Here is an 18,714-nt window from a genome sequence, read left to right on the forward strand (position 1 = left end):
GCTCACCTGAACGCGCTTTTAGTACGCGATGGGTAGACCCTAGTCCACCCCTCTGACATCCGTGCTGCATCCTGCCGGTCAGCCCTCGCGGAGGGCAGCCAGGAAGGCGGCCACCAGCCCCGCCAATCCCACCCACAGCCCCATGTCGGCCACGCCCAGGACCGTGGACACCGCCCCGGCCAGGGACACCAGGGTCAGCATCAGCAACCCCACGCGGTACACGGGCGTCCGGGGCGGAGCAAGCCACAAGGCGGCCATCGCCAGCAGGGACAGCCCCACCTGGGAGGTGAGCAGGCTGGCGTCCCCTTGGCGGAACAGCGCTTCATGGACGACTTGCGCCCCAATGCCTCCCACCAACACCGCCATGCACGCACCTGGCTTCAGGCGGTGCGTCTTCCGCTGCAGGGTGTTGGCGCGCAGGTGCGCCAGGTCCTCGGGCTGGACTTCCAGGGCGTAGGGGAAGCCCAGGGACAGCAGGGCCTCCACCGCGGCCGCGCGGCAGGTGCGTCCCTTCGCATCCACCAGTCCAGTGAGCCGCCCGCTCTCCAACAGCCGCAGGAAGGTGTCCGCCACCAGCCGGTCTCCGCCCGTCCTGGCCATCCGGGACAGCTGGAGGTTCAGCCGCGCCGCCACCAGAGGACGCTCCGCCTCCGGCACCCGCCGGGCCTGCTCGGTCAACACCAGCACCGGCAGGGGGAGGTCCAACGGCGGCGTGGGCGTCCCCCGGAGCAGAGGAACCGGCGTGGCGTCCAGCGGCGCGGGCTCGGGCGGCGCCTCCCACGGCGCGACCTCCCCCAGTGGCGCCTCGTCCCCGTCCTCCATGGACCGCTGCGTGAGCGGATGTATGCGAGGCGCGTCGGACACGGAGGAAACTGTAGCCGCGGCCCCCGGAGCGGTTCAAAGCGACGTGCCCCCGCAACTTTCACCGGACAACGGGCGAGCCAGAGCAGGCGTTGAACGAGGCCTTGTCCGACATGCGCACCCGGGAGCGCGCGGCCTTCACCAGGTGCCGCTCCCTCACGCGGAAACGACGAAGCCCGAGCCCCCTTCGCGGGAGCCCGGGCTTCTGGCGCTTCAGGTCCGAAGACGCGCGGCGGCTACTCCACCGTCACGCTCTTGGCCAGGTTGCGCGGCTGGTCCACGTCGTTCCCGCGCAGGTCCGCCACGTGGTAGGCGAGCAGCTGCAGGGGGATGGTGGCCACCACCGGCGCCAGCAGCGCGCAGGCCGCCGGAATCCGGATGACCTGGTCGGCCAGCGTGGCCACGTGCTCGTCGTCCTCGTCGATGATGGCAATCACCTTGCCACCGCGCGCGCGGACCTCCTCGATGTTGCCGATGATTTTCTCGTACGCGACGTGCGGCTGCTTCGGCGCGATGACCACCACCGGCATCTTCTCGTCGATGAGCGCGATGGGGCCGTGCTTCATCTCACCACCCGCGTAGCCCTCCGCGTGGATGTACGAGATTTCCTTCAGCTTGAGCGCGCCCTCCAGCGCCACCGGGTGCATGGGGCCGCGGCCGAGGAAGAGGAAGTCCTGCGCGTTCATGTACTCGCGCGACACGCGCGTCACGGCCGGCTCGCACTTGAGGACGTCCTCAATCATCTTCGGCACCTTCGTCAGCTGCGTCAGGTGCTCCTGCGCCGCCGGCACGGACAGGGTGCCACGCATGCGGCCCAGCTTGACGGCCAGCAGGTACAAGGCCACCAGCTGCGTGGTGAACGCCTTGGTGGACGCCACGCCAATCTCCGGGCCCGCGTTGGTGAGCACGGAGAAGTCGGCCTCGCGCGTCATCGCGCTGCCAATGACGTTGCAGATGGCCATGGCCGTGGCGCCGCGGGCCTTGGCCTCCTTGAAGGCCGCCAGCGTGTCCGCCGTCTCGCCCGACTGGCTGATGGCGATGGCCAGGTGCGTGCCATCGACGATGGGGTCGCGGTAGCGGAACTCGCTCGCCAGCTCCACCTCGACCGGCAGGCGCGCCAGCGACTCAATCATGTGCTTGCCCGCGACACCGGAGTGCCACGACGTGCCGCACGCGAGGATGGTGACCTTGGTCAGCGAGCGGACCTTCTCCGCCGACAGGTTCCAGCCCTCGAAGTGGACGTCGCCTTCCGACAGGAGCATCCGGCCGCGCAGCGTGTCCGCGACGGCGCGGGGCTGCTCCCAGATTTCCTTGTGCATGAAGTGCTTGTGGCCGCCCTTCTCCGCCATCATCGGCGTCCAGTCGATGCGGCGCGTGGGCCGGTTCACCTTCTGGCCCTGGCGGTTGAAGATGTCCACGGCCGCCGCGGTGATGACGGCCAGGTCCCCCTCTTCCATGTAGACGAAGTCGCGCGTGTGCTCGAGCAGCGCCGGCACGTCGCTGGCCAGGAAGTTCTGCCCCTGGCCCAGGCCCAGCACCATGGGCGAAGCGTCCTTGGTGCAGACGATGCGGCTGGGGTCGCTGGCCGTCAGCACGGCCAGCGCGTAGGTGCCCTTCACCTGGGCAATGGCCGCGCGCACCGCGTCCGGCAACTCCAGGCCCCGCTCCAGCTCTTCGGAGATGAGGTGCGCGAACACCTCCGAGTCCGTCTCCGAGGAGAAGACGTGCCCACGCGAGCGCAGCTGCTCCTTGAGCGACAGGTGGTTCTCGATGATGCCGTTGTGCACCACCGCCACGTCCTTGTACGTGTGCGGGTGCGCGTTCTCGTCGGAGGGACGCCCGTGGGTCGCCCAGCGGGTGTGCCCGATGCCGATGTTGCCTGGTGGCTGGTCCGCCACCACCCGGTTCTCCAGGTTGCGGAGCTTGCCCGTGGCCCGCACGACGTTGAGCTTGCGCTGATTCAGCACCGCCACGCCCGCCGAGTCATAGCCGCGGTATTCGAGCCGCTTCAGACCCGACACCAGGATGGGGGCTGATTCCTTGTCACCGACGTATCCAACAATCCCGCACATAGTTGCACCTCTCTCTCACGCCCACGCCCGCCGGAGCAATCCGCGGGATTCCCCTACATCCCTGCCGGGCAGCGCTCTGCCTGGTACCCAAGCAAGAGCCGCGCCGACTACCCGGCCCGCGCCTTCGCCTGCCGCGCCTTCTTGGTGGCCACCCAACCCTCCTTGGTCACCTGTGGCGTCCGGGACACAGCGAGGCTCCCTGGAGGCACATTTTTCGTCACCGTGGTGCCCGCGCCGACATACGAGCCGTCGCCGACCTTCACGGGCGCGACGAGCTGGGTGTCGGAGCCGATGAACACACCATCCCCCAGCTCAGTCAGGTGCTTGTTCACCCCGTCATAGTTACAGGTGATGGTGCCCGCTCCCACGTTGCACCCTGAACCAATGACAGCGTCTCCCAGGTACGTGAGATGGTTGGCCTTCGAACCTTTTCCGATGCGGGCCTTCTTCGTCTCCACGAAGTTGCCCAGATGCACGTCCTCGGCCAGCTCCGTCCCGGGGCGCAGCCGCGAGAAGGGGCCAATGACGTTGCGCTCCCCCACCCGGGCCTCTTCCAGCACGGAGTAAGGCTTGATGAGGGTGCCGTCCGCCACGGTGGAGGCGTGCAGCACGCTGCCCTGGCCAATGGTGCAGCCCTTGCCCACCACGGTGCCGGCGGCCAGCGTGACGGAGGGACCGATTTCGGTGTCGGGCCCCACGGTGACGCCTTCCTCGATGTAGGCAGTGGCGGGGTCCTGTAGCGAGACGCCGGCGCGCATGTGCGCCTCGTTGATGCGCTGTTGCAGCACGCGCGCGCGGGCGGCCAGCTCCACCCGGTCATTCACGCCGGCCGTCTCCGTGGCGTCCGCCTCCACCGAGCCCACCGGGCCCCGCTTCGCGGCCATCTCCACCAGGTCGGTGAGGTAGTACTCGCCCTGGGCGTTCTGCGGCTTGATTTCCGCCAGCGCCTTCCAGAGGAAGTCCGCGTCCACGGAGTAGATGCCGGCGTTGCACTCGCGCACCGCGCGCTGCTCCGGGGTGCAGTCCTTGTGCTCCACGATGCGCGTCACCTTGCCACCGTCGCGGATGACCCGGCCGTAGCCCGTGGGGTCCTCCAGGGTGGTGGTCACCATGGCCAGCTTTCCGCCCGCCTGGTCATGGGCGGCCAGCAGCGCCTCCAGCGTCTCGCGGCGCAGCAACGGCACATCGCCGTAAAGAATGAGGACCCGTCCGGAGTACCCCTTCAGGGCCTCCTCCGCGGAGCGCACCGCGTCCGCCGTTCCGCGTTGCTCGCGCTGGAGCGCGAAGCGCAGGGGGGCATCCGGGAAGAGGCCTCGGACGGCCTTCTCCACCGCTTCCGCCTGGTGGCCCACCACGGGGACCACCGACGTGGCGCCCAGTTCAAGGGCCCGCTTGAGGGGATACGCGCAAAGGGGCCGACCGAGGATGGGGTGAAGGACCTTCGCCTTCTCCGACTTCATCCGCGTGCCCTTGCCCGCGCACAGCACCACCGCCGCCAGAACGCTCATGCGGCGGAGAATTAGGGACAGCCAATCGAGTCGTCAACCGCGCGCGGATCAGAAGGCGTGACGGTGTCCACCGGCCGTGCCTTCGCACTGACCGAGACGCACAGGGTGTTGCGCTGAATCGTGATGCCGAAGCTGGGCTTCAAGAAGACCGTCACCTCGGCCGCGGTGGGCGCGGCGCCAGGTAGGGCCTTTTTCTCGGGTATGGCTTGCGTGCTCATACGCTCCCCCGGACGCGATTCATGATGGGACCAGGATGCACGCCGCCGGAGAACAATCCAAGAGGAAAAATGCTGTCAGGCTGAAATCCTGGTCCTGACCATACGGTTCGTGCATACCGGGACACATGTAGTCCGTCTGGTCCCCTGGCGTCGCCGGACTGGAGGGTAGGCTTTTGTCGCCCGGGTAACACATCACCCAGGACGAAAGCCAGCGATGGACTGTTCAGACAGCGCGAGGAGGGCTGAACCCGTGAAGGACACGAGCTTCCGCGGTGCGGTGCTGAAGCGAGGGCTGCTGGCCGCGGTGATGATGGTGGCGTGTGTGGCGCAAGCGGCGCGGCCCTACCGGGGCGGCGCGGTGGCCACGGCCTACCCGCAGGCGAGCGCGGCGGCGTTGGAGATGCTGGAGAAGGGCGGCAACGCCACGGACGCGGCGGTGGCGGCGGCCTTCGTGGCGGCGGTGGTGGGGCCCTACCACTCCGGCGTTGGCGGCGGCGGCTTCGCGCTGGTGCACGACGCCAGGAGCGGCGACACGAAGGTGCTGGATTTCCGCGAGGTGGCCCCCAAGGCGGCCACGCGCGACATGTACGTGAAGGACGGCAAGGTGGTGCCGGGCCTGTCCACGGACGGCGCGCTGAGCGTGGCGGTGCCGGGCGCCGTCGCGGGCTACCTGGAGCTGCTCAAGGCGCACGGGAAGCTGAAGCCGGCGGTGGTGCTGGCGCCGGCCATCGCGGCGGCGCGCAAGGGCATGTGGGTGACGCCGCGCTACCGCACCATGGCGGAGGGCCGGCTGGCCTGCCTGAGCCGGGACGCGGAGGCCTCGCGCGTGTTCCTGGTGAAGAACGCCCAGGGGCAGTGGGAGGCCCCGCCCGTGGGGCACGTCATCCGCCAGCCGGACCTGGCGCGCACGCTGTCCTCCATCGCGAAGGGGGGCGCCAAGGCCTTCTATGCGGGGCCGGTGGCGAAGGCCATCGCCACGTCGGTCCAGGCGGGCGGCGGCATCCTCACCCAGGAGGACCTCGCGGCCTACAAGACGCGGAGCGCCACGCCCCTGGAGGGCACGTACCGCGGCCACCGCATCCTCACCATGCCGCCGCCGAGCGCGGGGGGCGTGGCCGTCATCCAGGTGCTGACCGCGATGGAGCAGTTGCGTCCCCAGGGCGTGACGTTCCGCGACGCGGAGGCGCTGCACCTCTACGCGGAAGCCGTGCGGCGGGCCTACGTGGACCGCGCGAAGTACCTGGGGGACCCGGCCTTCGTGGACGTGCCCCTGGCGCGGCTGGTGTCGCCCGGCCACGTCGCGGACCTGGCGGGCTCCATCGACCCGAAGAAGGCCACGCCCAGCGCGTCGCTGCTGGCGCCGAAGGAAGGCGTGCGGGGCTCCACGCTGACGGACGAGCCCACCATCCTGACGCCGGAACCGGAGAAGAAGAACACCACGCACATCTCCGTCATCGACAAGGACGGCAACGCGGTGGCGATGACGACCACGGTGAACTACGGCTTCGGCTCGTGCGTGGTGGCCAAGGGCACCGGCGTGCTGCTCAACGATGAGATGGATGACTTCGCCGCGCAGCCGGGCGTGCCCAACGCATACGGCCTGGTGACGGGCGAGCCCAACGCCATCGCACCGGGCAAGGTGCCGCTGTCCTCCATGGCCCCCACGCTGGTGTTCGCCAAGGAAGACCCCCGGCGCGTCATGCTCGCGGTGGGCAGCCCTGGCGGCTCCACCATCCCCACCACCGTCATCCAGGTCATCAGCAACGTGGTGGACCACGGCATGGACGTGGCGCGCGCGGTGAATGAAGGCCGCGTGCATCACCAGTACCTGCCCGACGAGCTGTGGGTGGACAAGTGGGGCCTGGAGCCAGCGACGCTGTCCGTGCTGGAGGCCAAGGGCCACAAGGTGCGCCGCGTCGAACAGTGGGGCGACGCGGAGGCCGTCTACAGCGACCCGAAGACGGGGCTGCGCTTCTCCGCGAGCGACCCGCGCAACGAGGGCGCCGCCCTGGGGCAGGATTGAGCAGTGCCCACCCCACCGCCCATCTTCGACGCCCACCTCCACCCGGAGAGCCTGAGCGACCAGGATTTGGAGTCCATGCGCTTCTTCGGCGTGGAGCGGGCGCTGGTGGTGGCGCACCACTTCCCGGAGCCCACGTCCAAGGCGCTGCTGCGGCACTTCGACGACCTGGTGGAACGCCAGCTCCCCCGGTTGGAGCGCCTGGGCATCCGCGCCTACGCGGCCCTGGGTGTCCACCCACGCTGCATCCCCCGGCGCGGCTTGAGCGAGGTGCTGTCCGCGCTGCCTGACTACTTCCAGGGCGGGCGCGTGGTGGCCCTGGGCGAGACGGGCCTGCACACAGGCGGCGAGGAGGAAGAAGAAGCCTTCCTGGAGCAGCTCGCGCTGGCCCGCAGCCTCAAGCTGCGCGTGGTGGTGCACACCCCCACCACGGACAAGGAGCGCCACACGCGGCGCATCCTCACGCTCCTGCGGCAGTCGGGCCTGTTGCCCTCGCGCGCGCTGGTGGACCACGCCAACGCCCGGACGGTGCGCACCATCCTGGAGGTAGGCCACTGGGCCGGGCTGACGCTGCACCCCGAGGCGCTCAAGGCCGAGCGCGCGGTGGTGCTGGTGCGGCGGCTGGGCAGTGAGCGGCTGATGCTCAACTCCGACGCGGGCGACGGCGCCGGGGACATCCTCGGCCTGGCGCGCGCCGCCAACCTGCTGACCAAGGCCAACCTGTCCGCGCGCATCGTCCGCCGCATCACCCACGAGAACGCCGCTCACTTCTTCCAGGTGAGCGGCTGACGCTCGCGCGGCGCCGTACCGCCACCGTGGCCGGCGCCCGTCGCCCCGGGTCTGCCATCCTCCGGGGCGGAATCTTGCGATGAAACGGCGCGCTCTTCGTCATTCCCATCAGGAGCACGCAGCGGAAATAGGCCGGTCCCCCGCACGTTGCCCCCTCACCCGCGCTGGGAGTGGCATTTGCACCGCTTGGTCGTCTTCGTCGTCAGCCTCGCGCTCGCAGGCTGCGCTGGCTCGTCCTCCGCCCAGCGCCCTGCGTCATCCACCGAACCTCCGGTGCCTTCCGCGCCGAGCCCCCTGGAGCCTGACGCAGGACGCCAACTGACCGCCACACCCGGGCGCTTCCTGGCGGCCTGCCTGTGCGATGTGCAACGGGCCTCGGCGCGCATCAACGCCTTGCTGTCACTGCCCGAGCCCCGGAACGTGGAGGCGGCCCTCACCGCCTACGACGACGCCATCGCGCTGCTGGATGACGCCAACGGCCGCGCGGGCATCGGCGCCAACACCCACCCGGACGCCGCGTTCCGCGCGGCGGCGGCGCGCTGCGCCCAGGCCGCGGATGGCATGCGCACGGACGTGTCGCTCAACCCCCACGTCTACGCGGCCCTGGCCGCGCTGGACCTGAGCGGGCAGGACACCGCCACCCAGCGCTGGGTGGACCTGGTGCTGCGGAACTTCCGGCGCGCGGGGGTGAACCGGGACGAGGCCACCCGCGCGCGGCTGCGCGAGCTGAACGACGCCCTCACCCAACTGGGACAGGCGTTCAGCCAGCACATCCGCGAAGACGTCCGGCACGTGGACGTGGCCCCCGAAGCGCTGGAGGGCCTGCCCGACGACTACATCCGGGACCATCCGCCCGGGCCCGACGGCCGGGTGCGCGTCACCACCGACGCCTCCGACGCCCTGCCCGTCCTGACGTACGCGCGCGACAGCAGCGCCCGCGAGGCGCTCTGGCGCGCGGGCCAGCAGCGCGGCCATCCCCGCAACCTGGAGACGCTGACACGCCTGCTCCAGACGCGTCACGACCTGGCCACGCTCCTGGGCTATCCGAGCTGGGCCGCCTACGCGTCCGAGGACAAGATGGTCCGGCACCAGCAGGTGGCCGAGGACTTCATCGAACAGCTCGCCACCGCCACCACCACGCGCGTGCAGGACGACTACACCGCGCTGCTGGAGCGCAAGCGGCGCGACGTGCCCGGCGCGTCCCGCGTGGAGCCGTGGGAGCAGACCTACCTCAAGGAACAGGTTCGCGCGGAGCGCTACCACTTCGACTCGCGCGAGCTGCGGCCCTACTTCGAATACACGCGGGTGAAGCAGGGCGTGCTGGACATCACCTCGCGGCTCTTCGGGCTCACCTACCGCCGCGTCCGGGATGCGCAGGTGTGGCACCCAGACATCGAGGCCTGGGACATCTACGAGGGCCCCACGCGCCTGGGGCGCTTCTACCTGGACATGCACCCGCGCCCGAACAAGTACGCCCATCCGGCGCAGTGGGACCTGGCCACCGGCCGCGCGGGGAGGACGCTTCCCGAGGGCGTGCTGACGGGCAACTTCCCGCGTCCCGGTGCCCACCCCGCGCTGCTCCAGCACTCCCAGGTGCAGACGTTCTTCCACGAGTTCGGTCACCTGCTGCACCACGTCCTCGGCGGCCGGGCGCGCTGGGCCGGCCTGTCCGGCTCGCGCACGGAGCGCGACTTCGTGGAGGCGCCCGCCCAGGTGTTGGAGGAGTGGGCCTGGCGCCCGGAGTCACTCCAGACGTTCGCCCGGCACGTCGTCACCGGCGAGCCGCTGCCCACGGAGACCATCCTCCGGATGCGGCGCGCGGACGCCTTCGGCAAGGGACTGTGGCTGCGCCAACAGCTCTTCTACGCGGCCGTCAGCCTCCAGCTCCACGCGAGCGACCCCGCCGGCGTGGACACCACCGCGCGGGTGAACGCGCTCCAGGAGCGCTACATGCCCTTCCCCGCAGTGGACGACACCTACGCCCATCTCTCCTTCGTCCAGCTCGACGGCTACTACTCCTCCGCGTACTACGCCTACCTCTGGTCGCTCGTCATCGCCCGGGACCTGCTCACGCCGTTCCTGGAGCACGGGCTGATGGACACCTCCACCGCCCAGCGCTACCGGGACACCGTGCTGGGTCCGGGCGGCTCCCGTGACGCGGCGGACCTGGTCCGGTCATTCCTGGGCAGGGACTACGGCTTCGAGGCGTACACCCGTTGGCTGGACGACGCCTGACGCTGCTCGTCAGGGCCTGTAAAAACCAAGGGCCCCACGATGTGAATCGCGAGGCCCCTTGGGTTGTGAATCCGTCAACCCGTTGACACTCCGCTCACGCGGCGTCAGCGCTCAGTGCACCGCGGGTGCGGACACCGCCTGCTCGGGCTGCAGGGTGATGCCCTGGGAACCCGAATCGAAACGGACCTGCACGGGGACGCCCTGATAGCGGTACTGCGCCAGGGAGTCAGCCGCCTCGTCGAGCTGGCGCTGATAGCGCTCCTCGAGCTCCACGGCGATCAACAGCATCGTCTCGCCCGCGTCCTCGACGCCCGGGCGGTACACCTGGCACCGCTGGAACCGCGCCCAGCGACCGTTCTCCATCTTCACCAGCTCGCCGTCGTAAGCCATGCGCAGCTCCTCTGCCGTAAATCCAACGGAAAGCAATGTAGGGCCGGATTAACTCCGTGTCATCCCCCCACTTGAAAATTCGTCAAAAGCCTGAAAGTCCAAGGGGTTACAAGCACAATTGGCGGGCATCCAGGCGAGCAGCCAGGGCAACTGCTCAAAAATGTAAATTGAGCGGGCCGTCAACGTGGTTAAGGCCGGCCTCGCGGGGCGGTGGCACGGGAGCAGTGCGTCACCTATGCTTTGGGGGAGATGAAGCTGCCCGGACTGTTCCGCAAAGAGCGCACCACCATCCAGGCTGCCGACGCGCAGGATCACGCCGAGCGGCTCCTCGCCGAGTCGCTGCGCATGCTGGGCCAGGTCTGCGCCAAGGTCGCGGACGCCATCGAGGCGCAGCGGCTGTCCCGCCAGGGGTACACGCACAACACCTACCTGCGACGGACCGACGGCGACGAGGACGACACCGTCAAGAAGGCGTAGACGGGTGGCTCGCCATGGCCACCGACTCCGACGCTGACGTGCCCGTCCCCTGCCTGGCCTCCGCGCCCACGTGGCGGGACGCTGGCATCCGCATGCCCATGCCCGCCCTCCAGGACACGGAGGGCCCCCGCCTGCCCGAAGGGCTGCCTCCCGTGGTGGACGCGCACGTCCACCTCTTCCCGGACCGGGTGTTCGACGCGGTGTGGCGCTGGTTCGACCAGTACGGCTGGCCCATCCGCTACAAGCTGCACACGCGGCAGGTCGTGTCCTTCCTCCTGTCGCGAGGTGTCCACCGGGTGGTGGCGCTGCATTACGCCCACCGGCCAGGCATGGCCCGCGCGCTCAACGCCTACGTGGCGGAGGTGGCCCGGGAAGAGCCGCGTGTGCTGGGGCTCGCCACCGTGCTCCCGGGCGAACCCGATGCCACGGCCGTGTTGGAAGAGGCGTTCGACGCGGGCCTGCGTGGGGTGAAGATTCACTGCCACGTTCAATGCTTCTCACCTGACGCGCCGCACCTTCACGAGGTGTACGCCGCGTGCGCGAAGGCGGGCCGCCCGCTCGTCATGCACGCGGGGCGGGAGCCCTCCAGTCCCCACTACCATTGCGACACCTACGCGCTCTGCGCCGCGGAGCGGGTGGAGCGCGTGCTGAAGGACCATCCCACGCTGAAGCTGTGCGTGCCCCACCTGGGCGCGGACGAGTTCGACGCCTACGCGCGGCTGCTCGAGCGGTACGACAACCTCTGGCTGGACACCACCATGGCCCTGGCCGGGTACTTCCCCGTTCCCATCCCCCGCCGCGCGCTGGAGGTCCGGCCCGAGCGCATCCTCTACGGCACGGACTTTCCCAACATCCCCTACGCCTGGGACCGTGAGCTGCGGACGATGTTGGGGATGAAGTGGGATGACGCGGTACTCGCGGGCATCCTGGGGCAGAATGCGCTCCAGCTGTACGGGGCGTGAGCCCCGTGGACACCCGGCCCCGGATGCAAGCCTCGTCCTCACGGGCCGTTCGCTGTTGAAAAGCATCGGGGCCCCTTCCGGAATGGAAGAGGAGTTCCCATCATCCTGCCCATAGAATTTCGCGGCGCCACACCCAGCCGCAGCTTCCGAGGCCCTGCCATGTCCCACATCCTGGTCGTCGATGACGACGCGAGCCACCGCACGCTCATCTGCGATGCACTCGAGGAAATGGGCTATCCCACGGTTCAAGCGGCCAACGGTCGTGAGGCGCTGGACCTGCTGGAGGGAGACATGCCCTCCGCCGTGCTGCTCGACTTGCGGATGCCAGTCATGAGCGGCTGGGGATTGCTCGACGCACTCAAGAAGATGCCGCGCGCGCGGGGGCTGCCCATCATCATCATCTCCGGCTACGGCTTCGAATGGGAGGCCGAGCTCGTGGGCGCCGCGGGCTACATCTCCAAGCCCGTGGACCTGGACAAGGTGCGGATGACGGTGCAGCAGATTGCCGGTCCGCCGGAGATGTCGCTCGTCCACTGAGACGGCACCGGAGGAGCCGACGGGCATCCCCCTGTTGACGGGTGGGGATTGTCCCCCGGTGCCGGGCTCGGGTGAGATGGAGGACATTCCATGATGCCCTCTCCCACTGATGACCTGGCGGTCGACGCCCGCGGACTGCAGAAGCGCTTTGGCGGCTTCAGCGCGCTCAACGGCCTGGACCTGCAGATTCCCCGCGGCGCCTTCTACGCGTACCTGGGCCCCAACGGGGCCGGGAAGTCCACCAGCATCGCCTTGCTGACCGGGGTGTACGGTCCCGACGCGGGCTCCATCCGCATGCTCGGGGTGGACGCGGTGGCCAGGCCCATGGAAGTGAAGCGCCGCGTCGGCGTGGTGCCGGAGGAGCTGAGCCTCTTCGAGCGGCTCACCGGCCGGCAGTACCTCACCTTCTGCGCGCGCATGTACGGGCTGGACGGCGACGAGGCCGCCGCGCGCGCCACCGAGCTGCTGGAGCTGACGGAGCTCACCTACAAGGCCGGCGCGCTGGTGGCGGAGTACTCGAAGGGCATGCGCCGGAGGCTCGCCATCGCCGCGGCGCTGATCCACGCGCCGGAGCTGGTGCTGCTGGACGAGCCCTTCGAGGGCATCGACGTGCTGGCCGCCGGCGTCATCCGCGAGCTTCTGCGCGAGCTGAGCCGCCGTGGGGTGACGCTGCTGCTCACCACGCACGTGCTGGAGATCGCCGAGCGGCTGGCCACGCACGCGGGCATCATCCGCGGCGGCCGCATGCTGGACCAGGGTCCGGTGGGCTCGCTGCTGTCGCGTTACGAGTGCCCGTCATTGGAGGCGGTGTTCGAGAAGCTCATCTCCGTGCCGGCCTCGCGCAACGCACGCCTGTCCTTCTACGGTGAGGCGCCCGCGTCCGTGACGCCGCTGCGCCAGGAGACCGCATGAGCCGCCCCGCCGTGCCCGGCTTCTTCCGGCACCTGTGGCTGCTGTGGGGGCTGCGCTTCGACATCGGGTTGAATCAGGGCCCCGGACGCAGCCGGCTGCTCGCGGTGGCCGCCTTCGCCGCGTCGAGCGCGCCGGGCCTCTTCCTGGGCCTGACGTTCTTCGCGCTGATGCGGCTGCGGCCCATCGCGGAGAGCGACGTGTGGCCCTACTTCATCCTCAACCTGCTGTGCTTCGTCACCTTCTCGGTGTGGGTGACGTGGCCGCTGCTGTCCGCGGGGGTGGATGACCACTCCGAGCTGAGCCGCTACGCCGCCTTCCCCATCTCCCCCTTCCGGCTGCTCATCGCGTCGACGGTGGCCAGCCTCTTCGAGCCGCGCGCGCTCGTCTTCTACGCGCCGCTCACCGGGGCCGCGCTGGGCTTCGCGTCCGTCTACGTGCTGTACATGCCGTGGCTGGCGGTGGTCCTCTACGTCCTCTTCGCGCTCCTGTGCGCGGCCTGGAGCCGGGTGGCGCTGTACGCCGTCATCAACGTGCTGCGGGAGAAGCACAGCGCGGAAATCATGGGCGGAGGACTGGCGCTCTTCCTCCTGGGCGCGTCGTTCATTCCGCCCATCGACACCTCGTGGCTGACGGCGGTGGGCGAGGCGGGCGTGGACGCGCTGGACATGTCCCTCATCATCAACGCGGCGGTGGCGCTGGGCCGCGTGCCCCCGGGGCTCTTCGGAGACGCGCTGGCGCAGCTCGCCTGGCACCGGCCCCGGGTGGCCATGCTCGAGGCGGCGGCGTTGCTCTTCTTCGCGGGCGTGGGCATGGCGGTGGCCTACGCGCTGCTGATGCGCTTCCACCGGCAGGCGGGCCGCGCGGGGGGCTCGCGCAAGGACTCGGGGGACAGCAACCCGTTCGCCACCACGCGGACGCGCTACACCACGCTGGTGACGCGCGAGGCCCTGGACCTGTGGCGCAACCCACGCGCGAGGCTGCTGGCGTCGGTGCCCTTCATCCTGGCCATCCTGTTGAAGCTGCTGTCCGGAAGGGACCTGTTCGTGTTCCTCCTGGGCGGCTCGGCGGACGCGTGGCTGATGGGGGGCCTGTGCATCTACGGCGCGGTGGTGATTGCGTCCACGTTCTCCCAGAACACCTTCGCGTACGACGGGCAGGGCTTCGCGGCCTTCCTGGCGGCGCCCCTGGACCTGGCGGACGTGCTGCGCGCGAAGAATCAAGTGCAGGGCGCGGCGGCGCTCGGGATGGCGGCGATGGTGGCGCTCTTCTACCGGGTGTACTTCGGCTTCGGCACCGGGCTGGACATGCTGTGCGCCATGGCAGCCGTAGGAGCCGTGGTGCCCATGCTGCTGGCCGCGGGCAACTTCCTGTCGCTGTACTTCCCGGTGAAGTTCCACGCGAGCCTCAAGCGGCGGGACAAGGTTCCACTGACGGCCTCCATGCTGGGCATCCTCGCGGCCAGCGCGGGATGCATGCCCTTCGGCTGGGCGCTCAAGCTGGCGGGCAAGGAAGGGCCCACGTGGCACACCGCGGCGATGATTCTCCTGGCCGCCGCGTTGAACGCGGCGCTGTATCGCGGGGTGCTTCCCCTGGCGCTGCGGCTGCTGGAGCGGCGGCGGGAAGTGGTGCTCCAGGCGGTGACGCGGGAGTAGCGCGCGCGGCCATCCCGGGGGTGATAGACGGAGGGGCCATGCCCATCGCCGAGCTGAACGGACAGGGAATCTACTTCGAGGACTCCGGTGGAAACGGCCGGCCCCTCATCCTGGGCCATGGTTTCCTCATGGACCACCGGATGTTCGACGCGCAGGTGGCGGCGCTCGCTCCCGAGTTCCGCGTCATCCGCTGGGATGCCCGCGGCTTCGGGCAGACGCGCTGGGACGGCAAGCCCTTCACGCCGTGGGACTCGGCCGCGGACTGCGTGGCGCTGCTGGACCACCTGGGCATCGAGCGGGCCGTCGTGGGCGGCATGTCCCAGGGAGGCTACAGCGCGCTGCGCGTGGCGCTGAAGCACCCCGAGCGCGTCCGGGCGCTGGTGCTGATGAGCACCCGGGGCACCAACGACGACGCGCCCACCCGCGCCGCCTACCAGCAGTCCGCCGACATCTGGGAGACACAGGGCCCCATCGACCCGCTGGTGCAGGGGCTGGCGCAGGCCATCATCGGGGACACGCGCTACTTCGACACCTGGCTGCCACGCTGGCGGCAAATCCCCGGCGGACACTTCGCCAACGCCATCCGCTCGCTCATCGACCGGGACGACATCTCCGGGCGGCTGACGGAGATTCGCTGCCCCGCCATCGTCTTCCACGGGCTGGAGGACCACGGCATGCCCCCGGTCCACGGCGAGCACCTGCACCAGACGCTGCCCGGCAGCGTGCGCTTCATCCCGGTTCCCGGCGCTGCGCACGCGGCGAACATGACGCACCCGGAAGCCGTCAATCCGGCGCTGCTGGAGTTCCTGCGCGCCCACGCCTGACACGCGAAAGCCGCGGACGCCTCCAAGCGCGCCCGCGGCTTCCTGTCCCCCGCTTCGCTGACGCTCAGTAGGCGATGTTGTAGCGGGCGGCCTGCGCCTTCACGCCCTTCATCACGTTGGCGTCGAAGGCGTCCTCCTTCGCGGGGGCGTTCTTCGTCAGCCACGCCTCGCGCTCCGCGGCCAGCGTCTCCGCCTTCTTCTCCAGCGCCTTCTTCTCCTCGGAGAGCGCCTTCACCTTCGCGACCTGCGCCTCCTTGGACATGCCCTTGAGTTCGGAGGGGAGCTCGTCCGCTTTCACGCCATCCAGCGCGGACGGCGCCTCCACCAGGTCCACCGCGCCGCCCACCGCCTTGGGCGCGCTGCTCGCGGGGGCTCCCGCGGCCCCACCGCCGCGCGTCTTCTTCATGTAGCTGATGCGCTCGGCCGCAGCCTCCGGCGCCAGCGCCCCCATGGAAGCGGCGCGCGCCATGTTCTCCGCCTGGACCTCCCTGCGGCCCGTGTAGAGCGTCTTGGTGGCCAGCTCCGCGTTCACCTTCGCCAGCTCCGCGTCATACGGCGTGGCGACGGCGACCATGCCACCGCCCTGGTCAATGGTGTCGAAGGTGCCGTCCGTCAGCTTCGCCACGAACCGCCACGACACCTCCGTCTCGGCATCCCCGCCGCACCGCACGGTGTTCACGACGATGTGCTTCTCCCGGGCCTTCTTCGCCCAGTGCTTGAAGTCCCAGTCGTCGTTGCGCTGCGCCGGGGGCGCGTCCCCCACCAGGAAGATGGCCTTCATCACCTCGCGGTTCTTGCTCCAGGAGAGCTTGGACACGGCCTCGCCCAGCCCGCGCCCCACGTGCTCGGGCGTATCCCCGCCGCCCCCCGCCTCGAACTTGCGCAGGTTGGCGAACACCGTGTCCAGGTCGTCGCTCAGGTCGAAGCGCTTCGTGACGTAGTCGTCGCCCACGTCGCGGTAGGCCACCAGCCCCACCTTCAGGTGCGGCGTCGGACGGCCCTGCGCGATGCGCGAGGCGATGGAGTAGATCTTCCGCTTCGCCCCCTCCAGCAGCCCGCTCATCGAGCCCGTCGTATCCAGCACGAACACCACTTCAATCTCCGGCCGGGCGGCGGCGGGGACCTGCTGCTGCTGGGACGGCGCCGGCTGCGCGGGCTTCTGGTTCGGAGCGGGCTTCGCCTGAGCGGCCGGCGTCGCCGTCTTGGCGGGCGCGGGCTTCTCCACGGGCTTGAAAATCGGGCTCTCTTCGGCCAGGGACAGGGCAGCGGACAGAGCGGTGACGAGCGCGGCCGACAGCGCGGCGCGCGACAGGGACTTGCGGTCCATGGCGTTCTCCAAGGGGAAGGACGACGGCGAGGTTCGAAACGAATGACTTCGCCCCCGGGTCTACGCCCCCGGTCGATTTCTCACGCACGCCGCCGGTTGCACCCGCCCGGCCCTGGCGTTAGGGCTCCCTCCGCGTGCGCGTCTTCCATTCGGACAGCTACGAAGTCCCGTTGCCTCCCGGTCACCGCTTCCCCATGGAGAAGTACCGACTGCTGCGCGAGGCGCTCCTGGAGCGGGGCGTGCTCTCCCCGGAATCCCTCACTGAATCCACGCCCTGCCCACGCCAGGACCTCGCGCGCGTCCACACGCCCCGCTACCTCGACGCGCTGTCCCAGGGCACCCTCACCGACGCCGAGCAACGGCGCCTCGGCTTCCCCTGGTCCCCCGAGCTGGTGCGGCGCTTCTCCGCCGCGGTGGCGGGCACCCTCGACGCCGCCCGCGCGGCGCTCCAGGACGGCATCGGCGGCAACCTCTCCGGCGGCACGCACCACGGCTTTCCGGACCACGGCGAGGGCTTCTGCGTCTTCAATGACATCGCGGTGGCCATCCGCGCGCTCCAGGCCTCGCGCGACATCCGCCGGGCCGTGGTGGTGGACCTGGACGTCCACCAGGGCAACGGCACCGCCGCCGTCTTCACCGGCGACGACTCCGTCTTCACCTTCTCCATGCACGGAGAGAACAACTTCCCCTTCCGCAAGCAGCCCTCCCACCTCGACGTGGGCCTGCCGGACGGAACGGGAGACGCGGCCTATCTGGACGCGCTCGCCCTGCACCTTCCCGAGGTGCTCGACAGCGCGGGCGCCTGCATCCTCTTCTTCCAGGCGGGCGTGGACCCGCTCACGGAGGACGCGCTGGGACGGCTGTCCCTCACACACGCCGGACTGAGAGCGCGCGACAGGCTGGTGCTGGAGGCGGCACGCCAGCGAGGCATCCCCGCGGTGCTCACCCTGGGTGGCGGCTACGCGAAACCCCTGTCCGCCACGATTGATGCACACGTGGGCACCTATGAAGTGGCCCGTGCGCTGTTCCGCTGAGCCCGCCTGCTTTGGAGCGGCTTGCCCGGGTGCCACGGTGGACGGATGCTGGCACGCACCAGGAGATTCAAGAACATGACCCCATCCCTCCGCCGGTCCCTCATCGGGGGCCTGTTCCTCGTCGGCAGCGCGCTCGCATTGTCCTGCGGCAGCGACGGGCCCTTCTTCCGCATCGCCTTCGACCTCCCCGACACCCTCACCGCCATTCCGGGCGAGAGCCTTCCGGTGGACATCACCGTGCGGCGCGAGGGCGACGACCAGAGCGCGTTCCGCCTCAACCTCCAGAATGCGCCCGAGGGCGTGACGCTCACGCCGGAAATCGTCCTGCCCGAAGGCGAGCCCAGCGTCACCGCGACCGCCACCTACTCGGTGGCGCAGGACACGCAGGCCCGGGGCATGATGCGCGCCCTGCTGATGGCCACCAACGCCACGGAGACGTTCGCGGCCAGCGCCAACATCTTCCTCGTCATTCTTCCGCCCCCCGTGGCCCAGCCGGACTTCTCCGTCACCATCGAGCCGCGCCAGCTGGACCTGTTCGCCGGTCAGAACGAGAAGGTGCGCATCACCGTGACACGGGCGGAGGGCTTCACCGGCCCCGTCACCGTCGCCCTGGAGTCGCCCACCCGCCGCATCAGCATGCCCACCGTCACCATCCCCGCGGACCAGACGTTCGTGGAGCCCTACATCGACACCGACCGCGGCATGACCCGCGTGCCCGTCGCCGCCTCCATCACCGCCACCAGCGAGGACGGACGGCAGGCCAGCACGGGCACCACCATCAACGTGCGCTAGCACCGCCTCGCGAGGCGCACGCCGCAGCCCTCCAGAGCGGCCCACGGCCCCAGGGCCCCCTACTGGCATCTGGGGGCCTCGTCCCGGAGCCGCCTCATGCCCGA

The 18,714-nt window shown here is 69.9% G+C and carries 17 protein-coding genes; 11 read left to right on the forward strand and 6 right to left on the reverse strand.

The features are described from left to right. Positions 1–78: 78 nt before the first annotated feature. From BLU09_RS01415 to BLU09_RS01430, 4 genes are all read right to left on the reverse strand, one after another. A complete protein-coding gene (locus tag BLU09_RS01415; protein WP_244171342.1) occupies positions 79–864 on the reverse strand; it encodes a hypothetical protein in 786 nt (261 codons plus the stop codon). A gap of 233 nt (positions 865–1,097) precedes the next feature. Next, positions 1,098–2,933, reverse strand: a complete 1,836-nt coding sequence (gene glmS / locus BLU09_RS01420; RefSeq protein ID WP_090484575.1) for a glutamine--fructose-6-phosphate transaminase (isomerizing) — start codon at positions 2,931–2,933, stop codon at positions 1,098–1,100. Between the two features lie 107 nt (positions 2,934–3,040). Continuing rightward, positions 3,041–4,453 carry a bifunctional UDP-N-acetylglucosamine diphosphorylase/glucosamine-1-phosphate N-acetyltransferase GlmU gene (glmU, locus tag BLU09_RS01425; protein ID WP_373284013.1) on the reverse strand — a complete coding sequence of 471 codons (1,413 nt, stop codon included), beginning with the start codon at positions 4,451–4,453 and terminating at the stop codon, positions 3,041–3,043. Continuing rightward, positions 4,453–4,659 carry a hypothetical protein gene (locus BLU09_RS01430; RefSeq protein ID WP_011551501.1) on the reverse strand — a complete coding sequence of 69 codons (207 nt, stop codon included), beginning with the start codon at positions 4,657–4,659 and terminating at the stop codon, positions 4,453–4,455. The genes glmU and BLU09_RS01430 overlap by 1 nt, the downstream gene beginning before the upstream one ends. 214 nt (positions 4,660–4,873) lie before the next feature. Between BLU09_RS01430 and ggt the strand changes: the two genes are divergently transcribed. The 3 genes from ggt (at position 4,874) to BLU09_RS01445 (ending at position 9,703) form a co-directional block, all read left to right on the forward strand. Beyond that, complete coding sequence (gene ggt / locus BLU09_RS01435) at positions 4,874–6,682, forward strand: gamma-glutamyltransferase (RefSeq protein WP_090484579.1); 1,809 nt, start codon at positions 4,874–4,876, stop codon at positions 6,680–6,682. Between the two features lie 3 nt (positions 6,683–6,685). Continuing rightward, positions 6,686–7,468, forward strand: coding sequence for a TatD family hydrolase (locus tag BLU09_RS01440; protein ID WP_090484581.1), 783 nt, complete (start codon positions 6,686–6,688; stop codon positions 7,466–7,468). A 177-nt stretch (positions 7,469–7,645) separates the two neighbouring features. Then, positions 7,646–9,703 carry a M3 family metallopeptidase gene (locus BLU09_RS01445; protein WP_090484583.1) on the forward strand — a complete coding sequence of 686 codons (2,058 nt, stop codon included), beginning with the start codon at positions 7,646–7,648 and terminating at the stop codon, positions 9,701–9,703. 111 nt (positions 9,704–9,814) lie between these two features. Here the strand turns inward: BLU09_RS01445 and BLU09_RS01450 are convergent, their stop codons facing one another. Then, complete coding sequence (locus BLU09_RS01450) at positions 9,815–10,093, reverse strand: hypothetical protein (RefSeq protein WP_090484585.1); 279 nt, start codon at positions 10,091–10,093, stop codon at positions 9,815–9,817. Between the two features lie 249 nt (positions 10,094–10,342). Here BLU09_RS01450 and BLU09_RS01455 point away from each other — a divergent pair, with 249 nt between their 5' ends. The 6 genes from BLU09_RS01455 (at position 10,343) to BLU09_RS01480 (ending at position 15,457) form a co-directional block, all read left to right on the forward strand. Beyond that, complete coding sequence (locus BLU09_RS01455; protein ID WP_090484587.1) at positions 10,343–10,570, forward strand: hypothetical protein; 228 nt, start codon at positions 10,343–10,345, stop codon at positions 10,568–10,570. Positions 10,571–10,584: 14 nt separating this feature from the next. Continuing rightward, entirely contained in the window at positions 10,585–11,532 is a 948-nt protein-coding gene (locus BLU09_RS01460; protein ID WP_090484589.1) for an amidohydrolase family protein, read from the forward strand. 159 nt (positions 11,533–11,691) lie between these two features. After that, entirely contained in the window at positions 11,692–12,069 is a 378-nt protein-coding gene (locus tag BLU09_RS01465) for a response regulator (RefSeq protein WP_011551495.1), read from the forward strand. Between the two features lie 90 nt (positions 12,070–12,159). After that, positions 12,160–12,981, forward strand: coding sequence for an ABC transporter ATP-binding protein (locus BLU09_RS01470; protein ID WP_020477755.1), 822 nt, complete (start codon positions 12,160–12,162; stop codon positions 12,979–12,981). Continuing rightward, a complete protein-coding gene (locus BLU09_RS01475) occupies positions 12,978–14,633 on the forward strand; it encodes a hypothetical protein (protein ID WP_090484591.1) in 1,656 nt (551 codons plus the stop codon). Before BLU09_RS01470 ends, BLU09_RS01475 begins: the two co-directional genes overlap by 4 nt. Before the next feature lie 38 nt (positions 14,634–14,671). Then, positions 14,672–15,457: an alpha/beta fold hydrolase gene (locus BLU09_RS01480; protein WP_090484593.1), complete on the forward strand. Its 786-nt coding sequence runs from the start codon at positions 14,672–14,674 to the stop codon at positions 15,455–15,457. A 64-nt stretch (positions 15,458–15,521) separates the two neighbouring features. Here the strand turns inward: BLU09_RS01480 and BLU09_RS01485 are convergent, their stop codons facing one another. Next, a complete protein-coding gene (locus BLU09_RS01485; RefSeq protein WP_167371008.1) occupies positions 15,522–16,784 on the reverse strand; it encodes a vWA domain-containing protein in 1,263 nt (420 codons plus the stop codon). Between the two features lie 134 nt (positions 16,785–16,918). On the opposite strand from BLU09_RS01485, the gene BLU09_RS01490 reads away from it, so the two are divergent. Both BLU09_RS01490 and BLU09_RS01495 read left to right on the forward strand, forming a co-directional pair. Continuing rightward, entirely contained in the window at positions 16,919–17,818 is a 900-nt protein-coding gene (locus BLU09_RS01490; protein ID WP_090484597.1) for a histone deacetylase family protein, read from the forward strand. 75 nt (positions 17,819–17,893) lie between these two features. Then, entirely contained in the window at positions 17,894–18,610 is a 717-nt protein-coding gene (locus BLU09_RS01495) for a COG1470 family protein (protein WP_228558094.1), read from the forward strand. The last annotated feature ends 104 nt before the right edge of the window (positions 18,611–18,714 follow it).

Source organism: Myxococcus virescens, from assembly GCF_900101905.1.
Classification (GTDB): Bacteria; Myxococcota; Myxococcia; order Myxococcales; family Myxococcaceae; genus Myxococcus; species Myxococcus virescens.

Bases quoted from the DNA above. Each gene is read 5' to 3' on its own strand.
- glmS (WP_090484575.1), bottom strand. From the start codon at position 2,933: ATGTGCGGGATTGTTGGATACGTCGGTGACAAGGAATCAGCCCCCATC.
- BLU09_RS01430 (WP_011551501.1), bottom strand. From the start codon at position 4,659: ATGAGCACGCAAGCCATACCCGAGAAAAAGGCCCTACCTGGCGCCGCG.
- ggt (WP_090484579.1), top strand. From the start codon at position 4,874: ATGGACTGTTCAGACAGCGCGAGGAGGGCTGAACCCGTGAAGGACACG.
- BLU09_RS01450 (WP_090484585.1), bottom strand. From the start codon at position 10,093: ATGGCTTACGACGGCGAGCTGGTGAAGATGGAGAACGGTCGCTGGGCG.
- BLU09_RS01455 (WP_090484587.1), top strand. From the start codon at position 10,343: ATGAAGCTGCCCGGACTGTTCCGCAAAGAGCGCACCACCATCCAGGCT.
- BLU09_RS01460 (WP_090484589.1), top strand. From the start codon at position 10,585: ATGGCCACCGACTCCGACGCTGACGTGCCCGTCCCCTGCCTGGCCTCC.
- BLU09_RS01465 (WP_011551495.1), top strand. From the start codon at position 11,692: ATGTCCCACATCCTGGTCGTCGATGACGACGCGAGCCACCGCACGCTC.
- BLU09_RS01470 (WP_020477755.1), top strand. From the start codon at position 12,160: ATGATGCCCTCTCCCACTGATGACCTGGCGGTCGACGCCCGCGGACTG.
- BLU09_RS01475 (WP_090484591.1), top strand. From the start codon at position 12,978: ATGAGCCGCCCCGCCGTGCCCGGCTTCTTCCGGCACCTGTGGCTGCTG.
- BLU09_RS01480 (WP_090484593.1), top strand. From the start codon at position 14,672: ATGCCCATCGCCGAGCTGAACGGACAGGGAATCTACTTCGAGGACTCC.
- BLU09_RS01485 (WP_167371008.1), bottom strand. From the start codon at position 16,784: ATGGACCGCAAGTCCCTGTCGCGCGCCGCGCTGTCGGCCGCGCTCGTC.
- BLU09_RS01495 (WP_228558094.1), top strand. From the start codon at position 17,894: ATGACCCCATCCCTCCGCCGGTCCCTCATCGGGGGCCTGTTCCTCGTC.